This is a genomic window from Bacteroides neonati, assembly GCF_000499785.1.
GTDB lineage: Bacteria > Bacteroidota > Bacteroidia > Bacteroidales > Bacteroidaceae > Bacteroides > Bacteroides neonati.
Genome location: NZ_HG726024.1, coordinates 1 through 21424 on the forward strand (window position 1 = coordinate 1; position 21424 = coordinate 21424).

General features: G+C 43.1%; 19 protein-coding genes and 2 tRNA genes. 11 read left to right on the forward strand and 10 right to left on the reverse strand.

From position 1 onward, the window contains the following. From TY03_RS22685 to TY03_RS15065, 6 genes are all read left to right on the forward strand, one after another. Positions 1–254: hypothetical protein (locus TY03_RS22685; protein WP_052332508.1), on the forward strand; the 254-nt coding region annotated here is incomplete at its 5' end. A 4-nt stretch (positions 255–258) separates the two neighbouring features. Continuing rightward, complete coding sequence (locus TY03_RS15045) at positions 259–591, forward strand: hypothetical protein (RefSeq protein WP_042371467.1); 333 nt, start codon at positions 259–261, stop codon at positions 589–591. A gap of 41 nt (positions 592–632) precedes the next feature. After that, entirely contained in the window at positions 633–953 is a 321-nt protein-coding gene (locus TY03_RS15050; protein ID WP_042371469.1) for a hypothetical protein, read from the forward strand. 190 nt (positions 954–1143) lie between these two features. Beyond that, entirely contained in the window at positions 1144–1578 is a 435-nt protein-coding gene (locus TY03_RS15055) for a hypothetical protein (protein ID WP_042371471.1), read from the forward strand. Beyond that, a complete protein-coding gene (locus tag TY03_RS15060) occupies positions 1575–1970 on the forward strand; it encodes a D-Ala-D-Ala carboxypeptidase family metallohydrolase (protein WP_042371474.1) in 396 nt (131 codons plus the stop codon). Before TY03_RS15055 ends, TY03_RS15060 begins: the two co-directional genes overlap by 4 nt. Next, the gene (locus TY03_RS15065; protein ID WP_042371476.1) at positions 1967–2569 is read left to right on the forward strand and encodes a DUF6549 family protein; all 603 of its coding nucleotides are present in this window, start codon (positions 1967–1969) and stop codon (positions 2567–2569) included. The genes TY03_RS15060 and TY03_RS15065 overlap by 4 nt, the downstream gene beginning before the upstream one ends. Positions 2570–2678: 109 nt before the next feature. Here TY03_RS15065 and TY03_RS15070 read toward each other — a convergent pair whose 3' ends face one another. After that, on the reverse strand, positions 2679–3425 hold the full coding sequence (locus TY03_RS15070; RefSeq protein ID WP_042371478.1) for a trypsin-like peptidase domain-containing protein: 747 nt from the start codon (positions 3423–3425) through the stop codon (positions 2679–2681). Positions 3426–3734: 309 nt separating this feature from the next. Between TY03_RS15070 and TY03_RS22910 the strand changes: the two genes are divergently transcribed. After that, on the forward strand, positions 3735–4358 hold the full coding sequence (locus tag TY03_RS22910) for an antA/AntB antirepressor family protein (protein ID WP_042371481.1): 624 nt from the start codon (positions 3735–3737) through the stop codon (positions 4356–4358). A gap of 736 nt (positions 4359–5094) precedes the next feature. On the opposite strand, the gene TY03_RS15085 is transcribed toward TY03_RS22910, so the two are convergent. The 4 genes from TY03_RS15085 to TY03_RS15100 form a co-directional block, all read right to left on the reverse strand. After that, on the reverse strand, positions 5095–6297 hold the full coding sequence (locus TY03_RS15085; protein WP_042371800.1) for a site-specific integrase: 1203 nt from the start codon (positions 6295–6297) through the stop codon (positions 5095–5097). A gap of 160 nt (positions 6298–6457) precedes the next feature. Continuing rightward, positions 6458–6529, reverse strand: a tRNA-Glu gene (locus TY03_RS15090). A 58-nt stretch (positions 6530–6587) separates the two neighbouring features. Next, positions 6588–6674: transfer RNA gene (locus TY03_RS15095), tRNA-Ser, on the reverse strand. A 147-nt stretch (positions 6675–6821) separates the two neighbouring features. Continuing rightward, entirely contained in the window at positions 6822–7787 is a 966-nt protein-coding gene (locus TY03_RS15100; RefSeq protein WP_042371483.1) for a fimbrillin family protein, read from the reverse strand. A 339-nt stretch (positions 7788–8126) separates the two neighbouring features. Here TY03_RS15100 and TY03_RS15105 point away from each other — a divergent pair, with 339 nt between their 5' ends. From TY03_RS15105 to TY03_RS15115, 3 genes are read left to right on the forward strand one after another with little or no spacing between them, the layout of a single operon-like run. Beyond that, positions 8127–9479: an MATE family efflux transporter gene (locus TY03_RS15105; RefSeq protein ID WP_042371484.1), complete on the forward strand. Its 1353-nt coding sequence runs from the start codon at positions 8127–8129 to the stop codon at positions 9477–9479. A 43-nt stretch (positions 9480–9522) separates the two neighbouring features. Continuing rightward, a complete protein-coding gene (locus tag TY03_RS15110) occupies positions 9523–11184 on the forward strand; it encodes a putative transporter (RefSeq protein ID WP_042371485.1) in 1662 nt (553 codons plus the stop codon). Positions 11185–11239: 55 nt separating this feature from the next. After that, positions 11240–13225, forward strand: coding sequence for a fructose-bisphosphatase class III (locus tag TY03_RS15115; protein WP_042371488.1), 1986 nt, complete (start codon positions 11240–11242; stop codon positions 13223–13225). A gap of 44 nt (positions 13226–13269) precedes the next feature. On the opposite strand, the gene TY03_RS15120 is transcribed toward TY03_RS15115, so the two are convergent. The 5 genes from TY03_RS15120 to TY03_RS15140 all read right to left on the reverse strand — a co-directional run bounded on the left by TY03_RS15120 (position 13270) and on the right by TY03_RS15140 (position 19819). Next, entirely contained in the window at positions 13270–14412 is a 1143-nt protein-coding gene (locus TY03_RS15120; protein ID WP_042371490.1) for an LA_2272 family surface repeat-containing protein, read from the reverse strand. After that, entirely contained in the window at positions 14412–16070 is a 1659-nt protein-coding gene (locus TY03_RS15125; protein WP_042371492.1) for an AMP-binding protein, read from the reverse strand. The genes TY03_RS15120 and TY03_RS15125 overlap by 1 nt, the downstream gene beginning before the upstream one ends. 360 nt (positions 16071–16430) lie before the next feature. Next, positions 16431–17501 carry a GDP-L-fucose synthase family protein gene (locus TY03_RS15130; protein WP_042371494.1) on the reverse strand — a complete coding sequence of 357 codons (1071 nt, stop codon included), beginning with the start codon at positions 17499–17501 and terminating at the stop codon, positions 16431–16433. Between the two features lie 2 nt (positions 17502–17503). Beyond that, entirely contained in the window at positions 17504–18577 is a 1074-nt protein-coding gene (gene gmd, locus TY03_RS15135) for a GDP-mannose 4,6-dehydratase (RefSeq protein ID WP_042371496.1), read from the reverse strand. Between the two features lie 72 nt (positions 18578–18649). Further along, a complete protein-coding gene (locus TY03_RS15140) occupies positions 18650–19819 on the reverse strand; it encodes a dicarboxylate/amino acid:cation symporter (RefSeq protein ID WP_042371498.1) in 1170 nt (389 codons plus the stop codon). Positions 19820–19924: 105 nt separating this feature from the next. Here TY03_RS15140 and gnd point away from each other — a divergent pair, with 105 nt between their 5' ends. Then, positions 19925–21400 carry a decarboxylating NADP(+)-dependent phosphogluconate dehydrogenase gene (gene gnd, locus TY03_RS15145; protein WP_042371500.1) on the forward strand — a complete coding sequence of 492 codons (1476 nt, stop codon included), beginning with the start codon at positions 19925–19927 and terminating at the stop codon, positions 21398–21400. Positions 21401–21424 lie beyond the last annotated feature (24 nt).

Below are 21424 nucleotides of genomic sequence, written 5' to 3' on the forward strand. Positions count from 1 at the left end.
AAATCAAAGTAACGGCAATTGATCGCACTACTAACGAGTTCGATCTATCACAAGAGTTAGCCAATGACATTTACAACAACACGCAAGACGTTGGAGAGTTGGAACTTGCTCGTAATCTGTACAATCAAGGGGAGATTGAAGTAGACGCGGCAAAGGCTGTGATACTAAACAAGTACATCCGAAAGGATTTTAAGGCATTTATCACAGAAGCGGTTTGCCCCATGCTAGACAATATTATTAACTCTAAAAAATAACATCATGTTAGTAGAAACATCAAGAACCACAGAGGTAAGAGGAGAAGTAATCACAGATGGCTATCGCTACGAGGTAACTTATTCATTGAATGGCAAGGAGCTTACACGGATTCACTGTAATGTGAATAAGAAGGTATCGGAAGAGGTCGAGACACCGGAAGGAAAGCAGACCGTTGAAAGTCAGCAGTATGTCGGTATCATGTTCAAAGAATCGGGTAACAAGCAGATCAGCTTGCAAGAGGGCGAAGAGATCGCTCCGCACGTCGTAGTGTTTGAGCAGGTACTTTCCGAGGTATCAACGTTGTTGAATCCTGTGCCAGCTAAAACAACGAAGTAATAACCGCCACATCTTAACGGGTGTGGCAAAAACTAAAATCCATGAAAATCATTAGAAACAGAGTAATCCCTTTCCCTGGATATAAGGCTATCAACCTTTTCGGAGTTCTATTCGTCAGAGGGAACGCTAAGATTGACGAAAAGACAATTACCCATGAGAGTATTCATACGAAACAAATGAGAGAGATGCTTTATATCTTCTTCTACTTGTGGTACGTATTAGAATGGATTGTACGGCTATTCATGGAAGGTAATGCGTATCGGAATATCTCATTCGAGAGAGAAGCTTATGACAATGAGAAGGATGCGGGTTACTTAGAAAGACGTAGCTTCTTTTCGTGGGTTGAGTATCTGAGCAAGTAAACGAAAAACCGCCCGACCTATCACAGACCGGGCGGAGTTTCCACTAACTTAAATATAGCTACGTAATGAATTTATGACTAATTAATTCTTTGCAAAGATAGGGCATTGATTATCTGTACACAATCGCTTTATGTAGGTATAGTTTAAGTTTGGGTAATTATAACAAGGTATAATCGTAAATAAAGAGTAAATGGATGAAAGGAATGTGATTGGAGGTATTACTACCGCTGCATTAAGCGGTTGTATTGAGTTCTTGGAGCCGCTTCGGTGGTTCTTCTTATTGGGGTTAATTCTCATCCTTGCCGACCTACGGTTCGGGATTAGTGCGGCCAAGATTCGCAAGGAGCAGGTCCGCACGTCACGGGCTATCAGAAGAACTATAAACAAGATTATTGATTATCTGTGTTGGATTTTCACGGCCGGAGCATTGGGGGCAACGTTCGGTGTCTCTTTTGGCATCACCACATTGCCGGCACTGGTGATGCTCGTTGTATACGGCATAGAGATCAACTCTTGCTTCGCTAATTACTTTGAAGCGAAGGGGAAAAAGATCAAGGTAAATATATTCAAGTTCTTCGCTAAGAAGAGCGATATCATTGAAGTAGAAGAGGAGGAGACAAAATGAAGTACTTTACTATTGAAGAGCTTACACGCAGCAGTGTTGCTCAGACAAGGAGAATTGAGAATAAGCCGGATGCCGGTCAGCAATCGGCATTAGTTGACTTGATCGAGAATGTTCTTGACCCACTTCGGGAGAAGTTCGGAAAACCGATCTTGGTTAGCTCCGGTTTCCGTTCAAAAGACTTAAACCGCGCTGTCGGTGGTGTCGCTACCTCCCAACACATGAAAGGAGAGGCAGCCGATATCTATACCGGAACAAAGGAAGGTAACAAGGCGTTATTTGATATTATACGTAAGGAGCTGCCTTTTGACCAGGTAATTGACGAGAAAGACTTTAGCTGGGTACACGTGAGTTATAAGAAGAGTGGTAACAGGAAACAGACGCTGAAACTATGAAGAAGTATTTGATTATTGCGATAGCATTCATCGCATTGTTGGGGTGGATTAGTTCCCTGCTCAGTCAGAACCGAAAGCTACAAGCAGAAGACGAACGGAAGTCTGGGAATATCGAAACACTCATGGATAGCGTAAAGCACTACAAGGTAGCCATCAAGCATGGAGATAGCCTATTGATGGTAAACGCTGCCTCTGTATCTGCATTGAACCTCACTATTGATGAATTCAAGAGGTATCGGGCCGATGATGCGAAGCTCATCAAGGAGTTAGGAATCAAAAACAAGTATCTGGAGTCAATTACCAAGGTATCTACTGAAACCAAAGACACCATACCCAAAGAGGCTTGGAAGCCGTCGAAAGAGCTAACCGACTGCTTGGAATACTCTGACCAATGGGCAACGGTTACAGCCTGTTTCAAGGACTCTACTGTAATGTATGCTACTCGTGATAGCTTGGCTTTAGCTGTTCACAGAATACCGAAGAAACGCTTCCTTTGGTGGACGTGGGGAACGAAAGGGTATAAGGTGGAGATAGTCAACTTTAATCCGAGGTCTGAAATCAAATACAGTGAGTTTATAAAAATATACAAAAATGAATAAGAAGCGAAGAATAAAGAAACTGATTCCCCAAAAGTTTGGCGTTTCATGCGAAGGAATAATTCTATTCCCTTGCAAAATTGAGCTTGAAGGTACTGTAACGTTCGCAAAATTAGAGCAACCGAATCATGTCAATAAGAAATGATATAGGTGTGATGTTAAAGATGCTTCCAATCTTATTATTTGGTAACTGCTGGTCAATTCTACCACTTGTTGCAATACCACACAAGAGCCCTGTTTCTTTTTGCAGAACAGGGCCTCCACTTATTCCCTCGATATTAGATAGATCGCTTTCCGTATATGTTAGCTGAATTGATTTGCTATCATACGAAATGATACCTTCGGTGTTTTGAGGCGAAAATGATTCTTCTCCCATAATCCAATTAGTTGCTGTACTATGAATAACTGTTACTGGAACTGGCATAATGGGATTGTTCTCCGATAAGTATTTTGAAGTAACACAACCTGGGTATCCGTAAGATATTAGCTTGTCTCCTGTAGATGCATTCGTGGTTTCTTCCAGTGAATCTAAATCTATCGTGTTAATTCCATTAGTACATAGCACTGATGAAGAATACTCAGGCAGATTCATTAAACACATATCAATATATGGCTCATTCAAGTTGTAATATACTGGTTCCGACAATAAGAGTGCAGTTGGAATGGTAAGTGTTCTCTTAGGGTTGGGTATTACGAACTTCACATCGTGCTTGCGCATATTCATTACAACGTGCCTACAAGTAACAACGTATGCTTTGCCTTTTATCGAAATTAAGAACCCTGTCCCGTGTATTGTGAAATGACCAACTTCTTTTTGGGAGCCCATTATCACTATGTATTTCTCTATATTGTGTATCATATTCAATTCTTGTTAATGTGCAAAGATAAATATTGTTATTTGATGGCTGGTGTATAGGTGGAGAAATAAATAATTTCTATCGAAATTAATATGTAGAAAATGATATAGCATGCTTCGTTATATATTTGACCACAAAAGTAAACATAAATAGATTATATAGTCTAAAAATATCACTTTTGCAAAAAGTAAGTCTATGGTTGATAGTATAAGTGCCACCCATATACGTAGCTTTTCTGGTAATAAGGAGACGCTTTTATAAAGTTGTCGGACAACTCTGTGGTTGATAGCATAACATTAAAATTATAGGATATGAACGAACTTATCAAAATTACTGAGAGAGATGGACAGAAAGCTGTAAGTGCAAGGGAGCTTCATTTTTTCCTTGAAAGCAAACAAGACTTTTCAACATGGATGAAAAACCGTATTGAAAAATATGGATTGATTGAAAAAGTGGACTTTGAAGTTTTCCACAATTTTATGGAAAACCCAAAAGGTGGTAGACCACTAACTGAATACGCATTGACCGTTGATACCGCCAAGGAACTCTCAATGGTCGAGGGCAATGACAAGGGCAAACAAGCTCGGAAGTACTTTATTAAGATGGAAGAGATAGCAAGGAAAGGTGCTTTGGCTGTCCCCGACTTTTCTAATCCGGCAGAAGCTGCCCGAGCATGGGCAGACGAATATGAAAGGAGAACAAAAGCAAACCTTCTTCTCGAAGAAAAATCAAAGCAGCTTGATGAATCGAAAGAATGGTTCTCTATAAAAAGATGGGCAAAAGATCACAGGTTAAACTGGAGGAGTATAAATTGGAGAAAAATGAAAGCTATCTCTAGCGAACTGGGATACCAAGTTAAGAAGATCTTTGATGCAAACTATGGAGAAGTGAATATTTATCATAAGGATGTATTTGAGGTGTATTTCTCACATTAAGTTTCTCATATCTTTCGCCCCGTCTACCAACGGGGCTTTCTTCTGTCCTGCTCCTTTCGAGAGTGGGGCTTTTTTCTTTTCTGAAGAACGTGAAAATGGTTTAGGGAAAAATTCCCCTAAAATTGATAATCAAGTAGTTGAGAAGTCTAAAGTGAAAGGGAAAGTGGGCTTTGGATTTATTCAATGAAATAACTCAGAAAAGGAATATCCGAACTAAATGTAGATTATAATAGCTTAAAGCGTTTTGCCCAATTCAGAATAAATAGTACCTTCTCATTGTAGAAGTTTGTTTAATGCAAACGGGCTCTGCTCCTTGGGGAGTGGGGCCTTTATTCTTTCATCGTCGAAAATGCAGGTGAATCCCCTTTGATTTCTTCCGAAACGGGAATTCCCGTAACGGACTCGTTTAATGTTTTAGTCGCCATCCCGGACGCAAATCCCATCACATAGCCCATCTTGTACCCCCTCTAAGCAGTGTCGCCAAAATACCGGCTCCCTGGAGTAATTCCCCTGTGGTAACACATCCGTTTTGTTCCAATATGCCGATGTGAAATGATGTGGTATATCGTGTTAATTTTTGTATCCATAGCAAATAACTGACTATTCCACTACTTTAGATAGATAAAAACCCTGTTTTGCATCCAAAAATTGACTAATCGATAGAGCAGGGTTAATGGATTGCTTGCTTAATGGAAAATATGAAGGCTACTGTATAGTGCAGTAGCCTTCTTTTGTATTACAGTTTGTATTGGTTGATATAATCGATAACCTTTCTGTTTGCTTCATCTATTTTAGCGATATTGAAGTCGATGTATATAGAGGTGACCTGACTCCCTATTTCATGGCCAAGAGCGGCTGATATCGTTTCTTTGGGAACATCGAGCAAGGCAGCTATTGTTGCCCAAGTGTGGCGTGCCCAATAGGATGTTATTTCAGGGAAAAGTGGCTCTCTTATTTTTTTACCCCCTAATCCTTTTCTTTCGAAATCGCCCAGCTTTTGAAGGCCTCTACTTAAAGCAACCATATAATTTCTATAATTACCGTTGGTTTGCTCCATTACTTTTAATAGGTAATCATCCCCTTTATACCTGTTTATTATTTCTTCGGCTTCAGGCTCTACTTTTATAGAATACAGCCTTCCTGTTTTTTCTCGTTTATACTCTATACGCCCGTCTCTGATTTTTTTTACGTTAAATAAGTCTATACCGTTAATACCTATCAAATAGAACATAAGCATAAATATGTCTTGATATTCTTTTTGATATTCTTCTCCTGAAAAGTCACGAAGCAAAACGAGTTGATCCGGCTTGAGTGAACGCTTTCGTGTTTCCTCTTTTTTTATAGAGAATTTGCGAAACGGATATAGCTCTGTTTCTTCGTTATCTATTGCATAGTTGAATACAGCCCGAATATTTCGTAAATGGATAGATCTGGTATTGACCTTCATCCCAGAATCACCCATCCATTTTTCAAACGATTCCAACCATTTTTTTGTCATTGTATCAAACGCACAACTCGCATCAAATGCCATTATCTTGTTTTTTGTGCCGGTATAGGATTCAATAGTGTTCTTTTTGCTCTTAGTGGCGATAAACTCGTCTATGTAACTAATGAAGTTCCTTTCGTTATTAGAGTTGTTCTTTAGTAGCCTTTCAATTTGCTCTTTCAGGGCTTTATCACCTATTCCTTTAAGTTTCCCGGATTCATCCAAACCAAGGATGCATTTTTCAACTTTGTTTATCAAAGATCTAACAGCTACATTTTTGGTTTTATAGTTTTGCTCAAGTTTATTGTATTCGCTGCCGGTCCATGTATTAGGGGTTGCAGAATATTCAGTTCCGATTAGAATCTGACCATTGTGTCTAATGTTTAGTTTGATGGGGAACTTACCATCTTTTTTGGGTCGCCTAGTGTCTAGGTAGAAATTAACTGTTGCCATAGCTTTAGTGTTTAATGCAAATACAGGTGAAAATTTGCATTTGATTTGCATTACAAAGATAATCAATAACCACCACAAACCATCTAAAGCGGTATTAAAAATATTAAGTCACATAAAAAAAGCAGCTACATTTGATTGTAACTGCTTGATTATTAATCTGTAGTGGGTACGAGAATCGAACTCGTATTACGTGCGTGAGAGGCACGTGTCCTAACCGTTAGACGAACCCACCGAAGTTAGATTTAAAAAGAGCTAAGCATTTCACTTAGCTCTTTTTTATGAGAAATCAGCGGAAGCTGGGGGATTCGAACCCCCGGTACCCTTGCGAGTACGTCAGTTTAGCAAACTGGTGGTTTCAGCCACTCACCCAAACTTCCTTGCGACCTGCATTATCTCTCAAATGCGATGCAAATATAGGGTGAACTTTTGAACTATGCAAATCTTTCCGCAAGATTTTTTTGAACTATTTTCTCGTATAATGCTTAACCATCTATGTTCCAAATAATAAACGGTAAAAGTTTTTTTTACTGTTGTTGCTTAGGGTAAAGAGGGTTGCCTGTTTCGTCAACATCGGTCCATGACATTACATTCACATCAGAGAAAGAAACGGAACTTGTGCCGATCACAGCACTGAATCGATAGGAGTCTCCGGACTTAAGTTCCCCATTGGGAATGGGAACGTCTACACTATAAGTACGAGCAACTGTTTCGTTATTGACCAATACGTTGAGTACAAGTTTCATCGGAGTGGTAGTGCTTAAGGGAAGCATAATGTATTGTGCTAAAGTTCCGTTAATACCCATTTGAACCGGTGCTGCATAGCTATTGGCCGGCGTGATAGTTCCATTACTCAAATTCATTGTTGCACCAGGAGCAGAAGGGGTAATTGTTGCTGAAACCAGTTGGTTTAATTTTAAACTAGGATCGGTGGAAATCTCAAACACAACTTGTGTAGCAGAATGTAAGAAAATGATTGGTTGACTAACCTGCTCTGTATTGATATCTTGCAATTTATTATTAGCCCAAAGGTAGTCCACACCATTGACTAAGGTATGCGATATACCATTGGTAAATTGGGGAGGCGTGCTATATGAATTATTTGAAACAGCATAAAATGAATACACACCGGTTGGAAGATACATTCTATAGTCGTTGGCACCAGTTAATACGCCTGCGCTGGAGGTTACGTATAGTCCATGCTCTGCTATGTCATTCATTGAACCGATCGGCGATTTATAGGCAAAGATTAGGCTTGCTATTCCTTTCTGCATGGGCGAAAGTGAGCGAGTCAAATTGCGGCTCTCAACAGTGGCATGAAAAGTTACTAACGATGTTTTGTTGTTGCCGCTACCATTATTGTTGTCGGATGTGCCGTTATTGGGGGTATCGCCTAGGTCAATATTGATAATACTTTTGGTACATCCCGAAAAGCACAGTAGGGAAGACAAGATAATCATCCCTACATTTGTTTTTGATAAAAAGGTATTCATATTAAAATTGATTTATAATAAATGATTACCTATATACACTTCAAATGGGATTTTGTTCAGAAAAAGAGAGGGAATATACGGGCATAAAAAAAGGCTATCTATCCCAGACAGCCAATCTTTTTTGTTAACCTTAAATCTAATACTATGAAAAACACAGTGCAAAGATACGATCTTTTGAGTTATTTGCAAACACTGAAAAAATAAAAGCATCGTTTATAGCATTCTTTAATAAAAATGGTTATTCTGTTAACTGTTTTGTTGCGTTTCTTGATCTAGATCAATTACCTTTATCGTTGATTTTAAATACCTTTGCGCACCGATAAAAGAAGAGGAGTCAGCGTGGCACAAAGAATAAAACAAGAAAGTGTTAAAAGGAGGCTTGCTAAGTTGGCGGCACCTATTTTTATTGAAACATTATTGATTATGATGTTGGGGGCGGTAGACACATTGATGTTAAGTCGCCATTCGGACAATAGTGTGGCAGCCGTAGGGGTTGTCAACCAAATCATCATGCTTACCTTTTTGGTTTTTGAAGTAATCAATTTAGGCACTTCGGTGCTCTGCTCACTGTATCTGGGTGCACGCATGCAAGAGAAAGTAGTACAGGTAGTGGGCGTTTCCTTATTGGTGAATATGTTGATAGGAGGGCTGATCAGTTTGCTTCTTTATTTATTAAACACGACTATTCTTGGTTGGATGGGGCTGGGTCCCGAATTGATGACCGACGGAGCAGACTATATGCGTATTGTCGGTAGCTTTGCCTTCTTCCAAGCAATTTCGCTTACGCTTTCGGCAGCTTTGCGCAGTGCCAACAAAGCCATTTACCCGATGTTGGTAACGGTGGTGGTAAACGTGATTAATATCATTGGTAACTATTCGTTGATTTTTGGTAAATTCGGTTTTCCCGAGCTGGGAGTAGAGGGAGCTGCTATTTCTACGGCAGTCAGTCGTGGTGTAGCTATGGTGCTTCTTTTTATTATTTTGTTTCGCAAATATATTCCTCGTTTCCCGTTAGCCTATTTCCGTCCTTTTCCCTGGGGTGAGCTTAAGAATCTGATGCGGATAGGGTTGCCATCGGCGGGTGAGCAACTTTCGTATAGTTCATCGCAGGTGGTTCTTACGTTCTTCATCAATATGTTGGGTGTCGAGGCATTGGCTACGCGTACGTATTGTGTTAATATTATTATGTTTGTTTACCTCTTCAGTATTGCTATGGCACAAGGTGGAGCTATTTGTATCGGCCATCTGATTGGAGAGAACAAACCGCATGCCGCTTTCTTATTGGGTAAATATGTGATGAAAAAGTCGGTCATGATAACCGTTCTTCTATCTTGTTTGCTGGCTGTCTTCGGGCGTACCATATTGGGGGCATTAACCCAGAACCCCGAAATCATTCACATGGGTATGATTATACTGATGATTGATGTGGTGCTCGAAATAGGTCGTCCGATCAATATTTTTGCTACCAATGCACTAAGGGCGGCGGGTGATGTAAATTATCCTTTTTATGTAGGACTTATTGTGATGTGGAGCGTGGCAGTTGGCGGTGGCTATCTGTTTGGTATTCATTGGGGATGGGGCATTTGCGGCATGTGGGTTGCCTTCCTGCTTGACGAAAATATACGCGGTTTTATCTTCGTACGTCGCTGGTACGGGATGAAATGGATACGTAAAAGTTTTGTCCGAGGGTAAATAGTTTCTATCTTTGCAGCCTCATATTGGCACAATATTTTAAATGGAGTGGTTATCTAGTTTGTTCATAGAACATTCGGCCTTGCAGGCTGTCATTATCCTTTCGCTTATTTCAGCTATCGGATTAGGGTTGGGGAAGATTCATATTTGCGGTATATCGCTGGGTGTTACTTTTGTCTTTTTTGCCGGTATTCTGGCAGGGCACTTCGGACTCTCTATCGATCCACAGATGTTGAACTATGCCGAGAGTTTCGGGCTTATTATCTTTGTATATGCATTGGGACTGCAAGTTGGTCCCGGCTTTTTTAGTTCCTTTCGCACAGGAGGGTTTACGCTCAATATGCTTGCCATTGGTGTGGTTATGCTGGGCACACTGTTTACGGTCATAGCCAGTATATGCACCAATGTTTCACTACCCGATATGGTGGGTATTCTTTGTGGGGCCACAACCAATACACCGGCACTGGGTGCTGCTCAACAAACGCTGAAACAGATGGGACTTGAGAGCAACACACCCGCATTGGGTTGTGCTGTGGCCTATCCGTTGGGAGTGATCGGAGTGATTCTGGCTGTATTGATTATTCGTAAAACATTGGCTCGAAAGGTAAACCTCGAACTACCCGAGAAAGATGAAACGAACCAGACCTATATTGGTGCCTTTCAGGTGCATAATCCCGCTGTGTTTAATAAAAGTGTTAAGGAAATTGCTCATATGAGCCGTTCTAAATTTGTCATCTCCCGTTTATGGAGAGAGGGCAATGTGAGTATTCCTACTTCCGAAAAAGTAATCAAGGAAAATGATCGCTTGCTGGTTGTTACTGCCGAGAAGGATGCAGTGGTACTAACCATCTTGTTTGGCGAACAGGAGAATACGGACTGGAATAAAGAAGATATCGACTGGAATGCGATTGATAGTCAGCTTGTTTCGCAGCGTATCGTAATTACTCGTCCCGAGCTGAATGGTAAAAAGTTGGGTGCGTTGCGTTTGCGAAATCATTACGGCATTAACATCAGTAGAGTGTATCGTTCGGGCGTGCAGTTGCTGGCAACCTCCGAACTACGTTTGCAGTTGGGCGATCGCTTAACTGTAGTAGGAGAGGCCGCTGCCCTCCAAAATGTAGAGAAGGTTTTGGGCAATGCCGTTAAGAGTTTGAAAGAACCTAACCTGGTAGCTGTCTTTGTGGGTATTGTTCTCGGCTTGGCATTGGGTGCGATACCGCTTACAATTCCCGGTATCAGTACGCCTGTGAAATTAGGTTTGGCTGGCGGCCCTATTGTAGTCGGTATTTTGATCGGTACCTTCGGCCCTCGTCTGCATATGGTAACTTATACCACCCGCAGTGCCAACCTGATGCTTCGTGCGCTTGGGCTCTCCATGTATCTGGCGTGTTTGGGACTTGATGCAGGTACGCATTTCTTTGCAACGGTCTTTCGTCCCGAAGGGCTCCTCTGGATTGCTTTGGGAGCGGGACTGACCTTGATACCCACTCTGATTATCGGTTTTATTGCATTCAAACTGATGAAGATCGATTTTGGTACGGTATCGGGTATGTTGTGCGGAAGCATGGCCAATCCGATGGCACTCAACTATGCCAACGACACTATACCCGGAGATAATCCTTCCGTAGCTTATGCTACGGTTTATCCTCTTAGTATGTTTCTACGCGTTATTATTGCGCAGCTCCTTTTAATGTTTTTATTATGACCGAAGAACAAAGAGACACGTTTTTGAGTTCTTTATTGATAAACCTAAATATATAATGAATCCTATATCTCTTGAAGCCATTGCCGGCGACCTGCGATACTTGCAGTTATTATCCCGTAGCTTTCCTACGATTGCCGATGCCAGTACCGAAATAATTAACCTCGAAGCCATCTTGAACCTGCCCAAAGGTACAGAGCACTTTCTTACCGATATTCATGGGGAGTACGAGGCTTTTCAGCATGTGCTGAAGAATGCTTCGGGCGCAGTAAAGCGCAAAGTGAACGAAATTTTCGGCAATACGTTGCGCGAATCCGAAAAGAAAGAAATATGCACACTGATTTATTATCCCGAAGAGAAGCTACAATTGGTCAAGGCGCGCGAGAAAGACCTTGATGATTGGTACCTCATTACCCTGAACCAGTTGGTAAAAGTGTGCCAGAATGTCTCTTCCAAATACACTCGCTCTAAAGTGCGCAAATCGTTACCGGCCGAGTTCTCGTACATCATTCAGGAATTATTGCACGAGTCGACTGTAGAACCGAATAAACATGCTTACATCAACGTGGTTATCAGTACCATTATCTCGACCAAGCGTGCCGACGATTTCATCATTGCCATGTGTAACCTCATTCAGCGCCTCACCATCGACTCGCTGCACATTGTAGGCGATATCTTCGACCGTGGGCCGGGTGCACATATTATAATGGATACACTCTGCAACTATCATAACTTTGATATTCAGTGGGGCAATCATGATATTCTTTGGATGGGCGCAGCATCGGGCAATACGAGCTGTATGGCCAATGTCATCCGTATGTCGATGCGTTACGGCAATCTGGCCACTCTCGAAGATGGCTACGGTATCAACCTGTTGCCGTTGGCTACTTTCGCCATGGATACGTATGCCGATGATCCCTGTACGATCTTTGCGCCGAAGATGAACTTTGCCGATGCAACGTACAATGAGAAAACACTCCGTTTAATCATGCAGATGCACAAAGCCATTACGGTGATTCAGTTCAAGCTGGAGGCAGATATCATCAACCGTCGGCCGGAATTTAATATGGGCAACCGTAAGCTGCTCGAGAAGATTGATTTTGAGCGAGGTGTTTTTGTGTACGAAGGCAAGGAGTACGAGATGCGCGATACTTACTTCCCAACGATTGATCCTGCCGACCCGTATCGGCTCACAGAAGAGGAGCGCGAGCTAGTCGATAAGATTCAGTATTCGTTTATGAACAGTGAGAAGCTGAAGAAGCACATGCGCTGTCTGTTTACCTATGGCGGAATGTATCTGGTTTGCAACTCGAACCTGCTGTATCACGCGTCGATGCCGTTGAATGCCGATGGCAGCTTCAAGCATGTAACCATTCGGGGCAAAGAATATTGGGGCAAGAAACTGTTGGATAAGATCGATCAACTCATACGTACCGCCTATTTCGATGAGGGGGGAGAAGAGGAACAGCAATTTGCCATGGACTACATCTGGTATATGTGGTGCGGCCCCGACGCTCCTTCGTTCGATAAAGATAAGATGGCAACGTTCGAGCGTTACTTTATTGCCGACAAGTCGTTGCATAAAGAGACGAAAGGCTATTACTATACGCTACGCGATGAAGAAGAGGTTTGCGACCGGATTCTGAAAGAGTTTGAGGTAAGTGGGCTTCATACCCATATTATCAACGGACACGTGCCGGTCAAAACCATCAAAGGAGAGCAACCGATGAAAGCGGGTGGCAAACTGTTGGTAATCGATGGTGGCTTCTCGAAGGCTTACCAACCCGAAACAGGCATTGCCGGATACACGTTGGTGTATCATTCGCACGGAATGCAGTTGGTGCAACACGAACCTTTTCAGTCCGCTCAGGAGGCGATAGAGGAGGGACAGGATATTAAGTCGACCACCTTTGTTATCGAATTTAATTCGCAGCGCATGATGGTGAAAGATACGGATAAAGGACAGGAACTGGTGACTCAGATTCACGACTTAAAGAAATTGCTGGTAGCCTATCGCACCGGTTTGATTAAGGAGAAGGTGTAGTACTTCTCCTTATCCGTAATCCATCTCCTTACTCGTAATCGATCTTAAAAGAGTATAATGCCGGCTTCGACAATCAATCCCTTGTCGTATGTCCGGCTTTTTCCATATTGCTTATCGATACCGTATCCGCCTGTGGCAAAGATACCCAGCTTTTGAGTCAGCTGCATTTCGAGGTTGATGCGTCCTTGTAGGGCATACAAGCGGGCCGGAATGCCGTTGTGCTTATTGCCGAACGTCTCCATGTGCTGATAGCCCAAGTCGCCGCTAATGCTCAGTGTTTTGTATAACGGTAGCCAGAGTCCGCCCCGATAAAACACGGCTGCCGAAAACTTATCGTTAAAGTCCAGGTAGTGTGTGCCTCCACCCACAAGGGTGTAAAAGAGTTTGTTCTTGAAGCGTGCCGCTACGTTGAGCTTCGTTGCATTGCCGCCAAAGAGCATCATTTGCACTTTCGTATCCGGATTGGCATTGACAAGACCTAATTGAAGACCTTTCATGTCGTCTTTATAATAATTGACCAATCCAATTTGCAACCCCTTTGCGGAGGTTGTATAGTTTAAGAGTCCTACTTGCGCACCAGTTAGCCGATCGGCAGTGATATTGCCTAAGCCCGAAAGCTGAAGTCCCTTCATGCTGCCGCCCACTACATTGAGTAAGCCCGATGTGGTAACTCCCGTAAACGACGAGCCGGCAATGTTTGCTAATCCGGCTATCTGCACCCCTATGCCCTGATTGCCGGATATATTTACGAGTCCGCTGGCCATTACCCCACATAGATGATCGCCTGCAATGTTGGTCAGCCCCGATACTAGTACGCCTTGTGCTTGATGCCCGGCAATATTGACCAAGCCCGTAGCCGAAAGCCCTGCCATATTATTGCCGTTGATGTTGCTGATACCCGAAATCTGTACTCCCCGCATGCTTCTACCTACCAAGTTGCTGATGGCAGATAGTTGCACACCATTCATATCTTGATGTACCACTCCGGGCAGTAAGTTGATGCTTACGCCATTCAACCGATTCATGGTAGACTGAAAACCGATATTGAAATACGTGGTTTGCAGGCTGTCGATCGGTTGTGTCGCTATTTTCTTCCAAAGAGAGAGGTTGATGCCTGCACTCTTGTTCTGGGCTGATAAGCCAACGGCAGCCACAATGAGGGCTGCCGTTATCCATAATTTTTTCATTATCCTTTTGCTTCTTGATATAAGAAACGCTTGATACTCTTCTTCGGAGTCTTTTCGAACTCTTCGGGATAGATCTTCATTTTTGAAATCTGGCAATAAGCCGGCAGCATGGCATTGAGCGTTATGCGATTCTCTTCCATGACTCCTTCCATATCTTCGTGCTTAAGCCCTTGGGCAAAGGCTTCGTCGAAGTCGGGATACACCAGTCCGACGAGTTTGTCGTTCTGTTGTACGATAATGCTTTCGGCCACATAAGGAAGGTTGTTCAACTTATCCTCAATCTCTTCGGGATAGATGTTCTGTCCGCTTGCACTGAGCAACATATTTTTGCTACGGCCTTTGATTGTGACATTGCCTTCGGCATCCATCAAAGCCAAATCGCCTGTGTGCAACCATCCGTCTTTATCGATCACTTCCCGCGAAGCTTCTTCGTTCTTATAATATCCTAGCATGACATTATCGCCACGGCATACAATTTCTCCTACTTGATTTTCGGGGTCGGGCGAAAGTATCTTCACCTCCATGCGTGGAGCAGGTTTTCCGCACGAACCTCCCTTAAAGGTTTTCCAGTCTTCGTAGCAGATAATCGGACCGCATTCGGTCATACCATAACCTACGGTATAAGGGAATTCGATCATGCGTAGAAATTGTTCTACCTCTTGATTGAAACCTGCACCGCCAATAATGACTGTTTCGAAGTTTCCACCAAAGGCCTGAACCATCTTCTCGCGAACACTGGCACGTATTTTATCATTGATGATGGGTACCTTCAACAGCAACTTCATGGCAGGGGTTTCCAGCTTCGGCAAAATATTCTTTTTGATAATCTTCTCGATAATCAGCGGTACGGCTACTACCAGGTTGGGTTTAACTTCATCGAATGCCTGGAAGATGATCTTCGGACTGGGCATACGGGTTAAGAAGAAAATCTGGCAACCCACAGCAAATTCATAAAGGAATTCGAAGGCAAGTCCATACATATGTGCCATGGGTAGCATGGACACAATGCGATTGCCCGGTTTTAAGTCGAGTACTTCGAAGGCAAAACGGGTATTTGACCACAAACTGCGATAGGGTAGCATGACGCCTTTTGAATAACTGGTTGTTCCGGAAGTGTAGTTGATAACCGCCAGTTCCTCGGGTTTGTCTTGATGGTAAGCGATGTGCTCCTGACGGAAATTCTTCGGAAACTTTTTGCCGAACATCTCATTCAGGTGCTCGCGTGCATGAGTTAACCTTTCACTTCGCGATACCAGCAGCGAAAAATCGGTCATCATCAAGATACCTTCGAGCAGTGGCATAGCTGCTTCGTTCAAGTTTTCCCAAACCATGTCGCCTACGAACAGCAACTTTGCTTCGGAGTGGTTGACGATGTTATGAACGTTATCTGCCTTAAATTCGTGCAGAATGGGAACGATTACCGCTCCATAAGTAAGTGTAGCGAGAAAGGTAACTCCCCAGTGAGAACTGTTACGTCCGCAAACGGCGATTTTATCTCCTTTCTGAATGCCACTTTCTTCGAAAATAATGTGGATCTTCTCTATCTTACGAGCCACGTCTTTATACTGTAGGGTAGCTCCTTTGTAATCGGTAAGAGCGTCTAGATCCCAATTGTTCTTGATACTATTTTCAATGTAAGCGATAAAACTTTGTTCCATTGTTTATGCACATTTGATATTAAATTGTGCAAATATAGTGCTTTCCAATGATTACGCAAAGTTTTTAGAGTTGAAAGTCATACATCGCCTGATATGGTAACTTTATTTCAAGAAGATTTCAGTTATATTTGGAGAAGATTTTAAGCCGTTTTAGCGTGATTGGGTAAGTCTGGGAATGAAGTAGAAAAACTTGGCGACCTTTTTGAAAAAGCCCGCGGGAAATTAAAAAAAGCTGGCGAGCTTTCTATGAAAAGCCGCCAGCTTTTTTCGAAGAACGAGTAGGTATATAACAATAGGTTATTGCTCTTGCTCGTTTCACTGTGTGCCGAGTGTTTACCGCTTTTTATAAAGAGCGTTGAGTTAACTCAAATACCAGTCGTACATACGTTGCACACCTTCTTCAATTTCTATCTGATGATGCCAGCCTAAACTGTGTAGTTTCGAAGGATCGGTCAGCTTGCGCATGGTTCCATCGGGTTTTGTGCTGTCGAAGGTGAGCGTACCTTGGTATCCTACGGTGCGTATAATCAGATTGGCCAATGCTTGAATACTGATCTCCTTGCCGGTTCCGATGTTGATGTGGCAGTTGCGTATATCTTTTGCGCCAGGCCGGTAGGTGTCTTTGAAGTCAACATGCTCCATCACAAATACGCTGGCGTCTGCCATCTCTTCGCTCCAAAGGAACTCGCGTAGTGGGGTTCCGGTGCCCCAAAGAGTCACTCCGGTTGCACTGATCCCGTATTTTTTTAAGGTAGCAAGTATTGCTTCATCAGAAGCATTGCCGTCGACTCCTTCTACCGGGCGGCGGTTCATATCCGCGCGTAAGGCTTCCCAATTGTTCTCTTTCAGACAATGGGCCAGATGTACTTTGCGTATCATGGCAGGCAGTACATGGCTTCGCTCCAAATCGAAGTTATCGTTTGGACCATATAGGTTGGTGGGCATTACTGCGATATAGTTGGTGCCATATTGCAGGTTGAAGCTTTCGCACATCTTTAATCCGGCAATCTTGGCAATGGCGTAGGGCTCATTGGTATATTCGAGCGCAGAGGTAAGAAGCACCTCTTCGTTCATCGGCTGTTCGGCATCTCGTGGATAAATACAGGTACTGCCAAGGAATAATAGCTTTTTCACGTTGTGCTTGAAGCTTTCGCCAATGACGTTTTGCTGTATCTGAAGATTCTTATAAATGAAGTCGGCACGGTAAATGCTGTTCGCCATAATACCGCCAACGAAAGCGGCTGCAAGAAATACGTATTCGGGTTGCTCTTCATCGAAGAATTGACGCACAGCAACACCGTCTAATAGATCGAGTTCGCGGTGCGAGCGTCCGATCAGGTTTGTGTATCCTTTGGCCTGCAAATTCTTCCAGATAGCAGATCCTACCAATCCGTTGTGTCCTGCAATGTATATTTTTGCTTGTTTTTCCATGATTATTCTTGTTTGTCTGACATCATTCGTTTTACCTTTTCCATGTCATGGCGTACCATGATGCGTACGAGTTCTTCGAATGGAGTTGCGCATGGATTCCAACCAAGTATTGTTTTAGCTTTGGTGGGGTTGCCCAGTAATTGCTCAACTTCGGCAGGGCGGAAGTATTTGGGATCAATCTCGACAAGAACCTTTCCGGTAGCCACATCGATTCCTTTTTCGTTTACTCCCTCGCCTTCCCAACGCAAGGTAATACCTGTCTCGGCAAAAGCCAGTGTACAGAACTCGCGTACGGTATGCATCTCGCCGGTTGCAATCACAAAGTCTTCGGGCGTATGGTGTTGCAGCATCAGCCACATACATTCTACATAATCTTTGGCATAGCCCCAGTCACGGCGGGCATCCAGGTTTCCTAAGTAAAGTTTGTCCTGCTCTGCCTGACGAATGCGTGCGGCTGCCAATGTGATTTTACGCGTAACAAATGTTTCGCCTCGGCGTTCGCTCTCGTGGTTGAACAAGATTCCGTTTACGGCAAACATATTGTAGCTTTCGCGATAGTTTTTAGTAATCCAAAAGCCATACTGTTTGGCAACACCATAGGGCGAACGAGGGTAGAAGGGAGTTGTTTCGCTTTGGGGCACTTCTTGTACCTTACCGTAAAGCTCCGAAGTAGAGGCTTGATAAATACGGGTTTTCTTCTCTAAACCTAAAATACGTACGGCTTCGAGCATACGCAATGTTCCTACGGCATCGGCTTCGGCAGTATATTCGGGTACGTCGAAACTTACCTTTACATGGCTCTGTGCAGCCAGATTATATATTTCGTCGGGTTGTACTTGCTGAATGATACGGATGAGCGAGCTTGAATCGGTCATATCACCGTAATGCAGGTTAATCGTTCTCTTCTGCTTCATGTCGCGTACCCATTCATCAAAATATAGATGTTCGATACGGCCGGTATTGAAAGAAGATGAACGGCGTAGAATACCGTGTACTTCGTAACCTTTTTGAAGAAGAAATTCGGCAAGAAATGAACCGTCTTGTCCGGTGATTCCTGAAATAAGAGCTATTTTCATACGATTATTATTAATTTAGTTTGCAAAAATAGTGCTTTATCGTTAGAGCGCAAGGTAGTGCGTCTGTTTTTTTTATTTGGACACCCCTTTTCCCATAAGCTTGTCTACAATCAGAGCGATCGCTCCGTCTCCGGTTACATTGCATGCTGTTCCGAAACTATCCATGGCGATGTAAAGAGCGATCATAAGCGCTTGTGCCGACTCGTCGAATCCAAGCATCGACTGCAAGATACCTAACGAAGCCATGATTGCCCCTCCCGGAACACCCGGAGCAGCTATCATCGTAATGCCCAACATGAAGATAAACCCGGCAAAGAGTTCGAAGCTGTGGGGCATACCCTGCATAATCATTAGCGCAAGTGCGCAGGCTACAATCTTTAAGGTACTGCCCGACAGATGGATAGTTGCACAAAGCGGAATGACAAAGCCCGCAATATCTGCCGATACACCGTTTTTCTTCGTTTGTTCGAGTGTAACGGGGATGGTAGCAGCCGATGATTGTGTGCCCAACGCCGTAAAGTAAGCAGGCAGCATTCTGACTAATAAACGAAACGGGTTGCGACGTACAAATAGGGCAGCGATAGAATATTGGAAAATCAACAAGAAAATATGAAGCAGGAAGATAACACCAATGATCTTGATGAAAACCATCAGGACATGAAAGACCTGTCCGGAGTGAGTCATATTCAGAAAGATACCGAAAATGTAGATAGGGAGCAGTGGCAAGATAACTACCCGGATCATACGTACGATGATGTCTTGAAAGTCACGTGCTACGTTTTTTAATGCATCGCTGTGAAGAGCCGCCAGGCCTAAACCAAGGGTGAAAGCCAGAATAAGGGCTGTCATTACATTCATCAAGGGAGGAATAACAATCGTGAAGAACGGAAAAACTCCTTGTGCTTCGCTCACCTCACTAAGTGCAGCACCCGGCGTGATGAGCGAAGGGAAGATGGCTGCCCCCGTCAGATAGGAGAGGAATCCCGAAAAAAGAGTTGCTCCATACGCAATGAGGGCGGTGACTAATAACATGCGTCCGGCTCCTTTGCCTATATCGGCTATGGCTACGGTAACCAACCCGACAATGATGAGTGGAATAGAGAAATTAAGGAATTCGCTAAAAATAGAATTAAATGTGATAAACAACCGAACCAACGGTGTAGGAAGCAAATTTCCAATAGCAATTCCTAAGATAATCGCTATAATAATGCGGGGCAAAAGGCCGATATGTATTTTTCTCATGGCAATAATTATAATATAGCAAAAGTAGTTCTTTTTATATAAGCTACGAACAATTGTATTACATAAATGTTATATTCATAAACGAAAATTGTAATTAGTACAACTATGACAACTCAGAATAAAACGAATATCGGTTTAATTGGTTTAGCTGTAATGGGAGAAAATTTAGCTCTCAACATGGAAAGTAAGGGATGGAGTGTTTCTGTTTATAATCGTACTGTTCCGGGAGTTGAAGAAGGAATTGTTGATCGTTTTATTAACGGCAGAGCTAAAGGCAAGAATATTCAAGGTTTCTCCGATATCGTATCTTTTGTTCAGTCCATTTCAACCCCTCGCAAAATCATGATGATGGTTCGTGCAGGCAATGCAGTCGATCAATTGATGGATCAACTGTTTCCGTTGCTCTCTCCGGGCGACATATTGATTGATGGAGGAAACTCAAATTATGAAGATACGAATCGTCGGGTAGCCTTGGCCGAATCAAAAGGATTTCTCTTTGTAGGGAGTGGCGTATCGGGTGGCGAAGAAGGTGCACTTACCGGTGCGTCGATTATGCCCGGTGGCTCGATAGCTGCCTGGCCTCAGATACAGCCTATTCTGCAAAGTATAGCTGCCAAGGCAGCAGATGGTACTCCGTGTTGCCAATGGGTAGGTCCTGCCGGATCCGGCCATTTCGTGAAGATGATACATAACGGCATTGAGTATGGCGATATGCAACTTATATCGGAAGCGTATTGGGTAATGAAAAACTTACTTGACCTGAAAAATGAAGAAATGGCTGATGTCTTTGCTTCTTGGAATGAAGGAAAGCTTCGTAGCTATCTGATTGAAATTACTGCCAATATATTGCGGCATAAAGATAAATCGGGTGGTTACTTAATTGATAAGATAGTCGATGCTGCGGGGCAAAAAGGAACCGGCAAGTGGTCGGTTATTAATGCCATGGAGCTAGGTATGCCATTGGGATTAATTGCCACGGCGGTATTTGAACGTAGCCTTTCTGCACAGAAAGAGTTGCGTGAAAAGGCGATGCGGCAATTTCCACATACCCACTCACAACCTGTTTATAATAAAAAAGAGTTGATACAACAGATCTTTTCCGCATTGTATGCCTCTAAGTTGGTCTCTTATGCTCAAGGATTTGCCGTATTGCAGCGTGCCTCCGACTCTTTTGGCTGGAATCTCGATCTATCTTCGATAGCTCGTATGTGGCGGGGGGGATGCATTATTCGCAGTATCTTTTTAAATGATATAGCCGCAGCTTTTGAAGCAACGCAAAAGCCGCAGCATCTATTATTGGCTCCTTATTTTAAAAACGAAATAAGTACCTTATTACCCGGGTGGAAAAATCTGGTGGCAGAAGCCATGCGTGAGGAGTTGCCTGTACCGGCTTTCTCGTCGGCACTCAACTATTTTTATTCATTGACTTCAGCCAATCTACCAGCCAATATGATCCAAGCACAGCGCGATTATTTTGGAGCACACACCTTCGAGAGAGTCGATGAGTTGCGTGGGCAATTCTATCATGAAAACTGGACAGGACGCGGTGGTAATACAAAATCAGGGACATATAATGTCTAATAGCAAATACAACAACACAACAAA